At 65.6% G+C, this 2,135-nt stretch carries 1 protein-coding gene; it reads left to right on the forward strand.

Annotated features, from left to right (window positions below):
• Nucleotides 1–1,337: 1,337 nt before the first annotated feature.
• Entirely contained in the window at nt 1,338–2,063 is a 726-nt protein-coding gene (locus StrepF001_RS45090; RefSeq protein ID WP_129803858.1) for a DUF4241 domain-containing protein, read from the forward strand.
• Nucleotides 2,064–2,135 lie beyond the last annotated feature (72 nt).

The following is a 2,135-nucleotide window of genomic DNA, read 5'->3' on the forward strand; positions in this document are numbered from 1 at the left end:
ATCCCCGACAGAGTCAAGCTTAGTGCTCAGGCAACTCGCGTTACGGGATGATCTGGCTCATGAGGTCGGACATCGTAGTGGCTCTGATCGGCGCCATAGGTGTGGGCGGCACGATCGTGGGGACGTTTGCGGGCACTGTTCTGGGCGCCCGGATCCAGGCCCGTGGAGGGCACGATCAGGCGCAGGCGGCAAGAGATGCGGCAGCGACAGCGGCCGGGGCCGCAAGACAGCAGGCTTTACATGAACGTCAGTGGTCTGCCCTGTCGACGTACCTGGGGATTGCGAGCGCATGCTTTGACTTGTGCAAGGACTCCTATGTGTCGGCGTCGGAGCCACCGCCAGAGGCCGAGTTGACCTTCCGGGAACTACATCGATCACACGCTGAGGCCGAGCTCGCCCTGCCTTCCACCATGCACAATCCGCTCGTCTTCCTGTTGAACGCGGTACTGGACATGTGGCACGCAGCAAACAGGCAAGCTCGAGTAGTTCGGGCAGCGCGGGTTCTAGCTGCGATCGATCCGTCCGATCCTGGAAGGCCAGTGGCCGAGCGTGCGCGGCTGGCCCTGGAGCAACTGCGAGCTTCAGATCTCTTGGATTGGGGGCCACAGGAGTCGGCAACCCGACCCAGGGTGTACGCCGAGGCCCAGGCCGCCCTGGAAGCAGTACCGCAGCTAGACACCGAGGATATGTGGGCTCTGGTCTCGGACGCCGCAGATCCCACCGACAGTAGCGAGCGGCTTTCCCAGCTCCGGCAGAATTACCTGCGGACGCGCCAATCCCTGACCCAAGCGGCACGAGAGTCTTGGGGCACAGACGCGATCGCGTGAAGCCGACCGCTGATGAGTGGTTTGTCGCCAGTGTCCTTCGGCGTCGATGAGCGTCCGCAGACGGGGACCCAGGGTCGTGGGCCCTGGTGTTCACCGTGCATGGCGAGTACCAGGGTGCGTCCCGGGTGGTGACCGTCGATCTCGATCCCGAGGGACTCGACTCCTCCGGTAACGGGACACCCAAGGTTGTACTGACCGGCTGATCCTCACGCGCCGCCCCGGGCGTGACCTCACACGCCCGGGCGCAGGGAAACCCTCGCTGCGCCCCTGGGGAGGCCGCAGGTGCTGGCCTCACGGCCTCTGGCTTCGTTGATCTCTAGGAACAGCGTTTGGCGACCGGTTCCGGAGGCAGTTGGTGATCACCTGGCTCACGGATCTCGATGAGAAACGGGTTCTGGCACAGATCTTGGGGAGCGATCACGGATCGTGACGATGCCCGAAGTGCCGATGTCAGCGGGCCCACGTACGTTTCGGTTGACCGCCCGGCCGGGCGGCGAGGAGGGGTGAGACATGAAGTGGGTCGGGGACGCGCGGCTGGCAGCCGAGCCTGAGGCCACCTGGTACTTGGAGACGGCTTTCACGCCCGGTGCCCACCTGGGGACGGTGTACGACGATCCGACAACACCCGTCGTTGTGACGAGCATCGAGGAGGTGACGTCCATCCGTGTACCCAGCGGCCGTCTTGTGGTCGATGCGCCGTGGGACGACGACGACACCTGGAGATATGAGCGCGGGTTGCCGACGAGGCCCCCGCGGGAGCTGGCGGTGCGCATTCCCCCGGGCGTCTACCGAGTGGAGATCGCGTGGACGGCGGGCCCGTACGAGTTCTTCGGCGAGCACTTCGATGGCGTCGAGTGCGCAGCGACCCGGCTGCGCATCAGTGACGCTGCTGTGGTCGGGTGGGAGATGGGCCTGGGTGTCGGCGAGGACATCGACCGGCTTCCGCCGGGCGAGCATCCCCGGTTCGGTGCGGACCATAATGTTGGCTGCTTCGCCGACGCTGGCGCGTGGACGACGTTGTCCGCGCCATTTCGCACATGTGTGGATGGCCGTTGGGAGCCGCGTGACAGCGGACAGCTGCCGGACGGGTGCGAGCGGATCAGCGACGAGTCACAACAAGCCGACCTGGTTACGTTCACGGCGCAGTCAGGCGGCGTCGTCTGGTTGGGGCGGACCGAGACCGGCGACGTGGCCGCGATCGTCGTCACCAGTGGCATGGCTGGCGCCAAAGCATGACGTCGCTGCCGCCTCTCCCTGTCCTGCAAGTCGTGTAGCCGGACGTGGCTGCCCGCTTTCACTGAGATCGTC

It is taken from the genome of Streptomyces sp. F001, from assembly GCF_004187715.1.
Taxonomy (GTDB): Bacteria; Actinomycetota; Actinomycetes; order Streptomycetales; family Streptomycetaceae; genus Streptomyces; species Streptomyces flavusporus.

Excerpts from the sequence above, each read along its gene's own strand:
- StrepF001_RS45090 (WP_129803858.1), top strand. The coding sequence starts at position 1,338 with ATGAAGTGGGTCGGGGACGCGCGGCTGGCAGCCGAGCCTGAGGCCACC.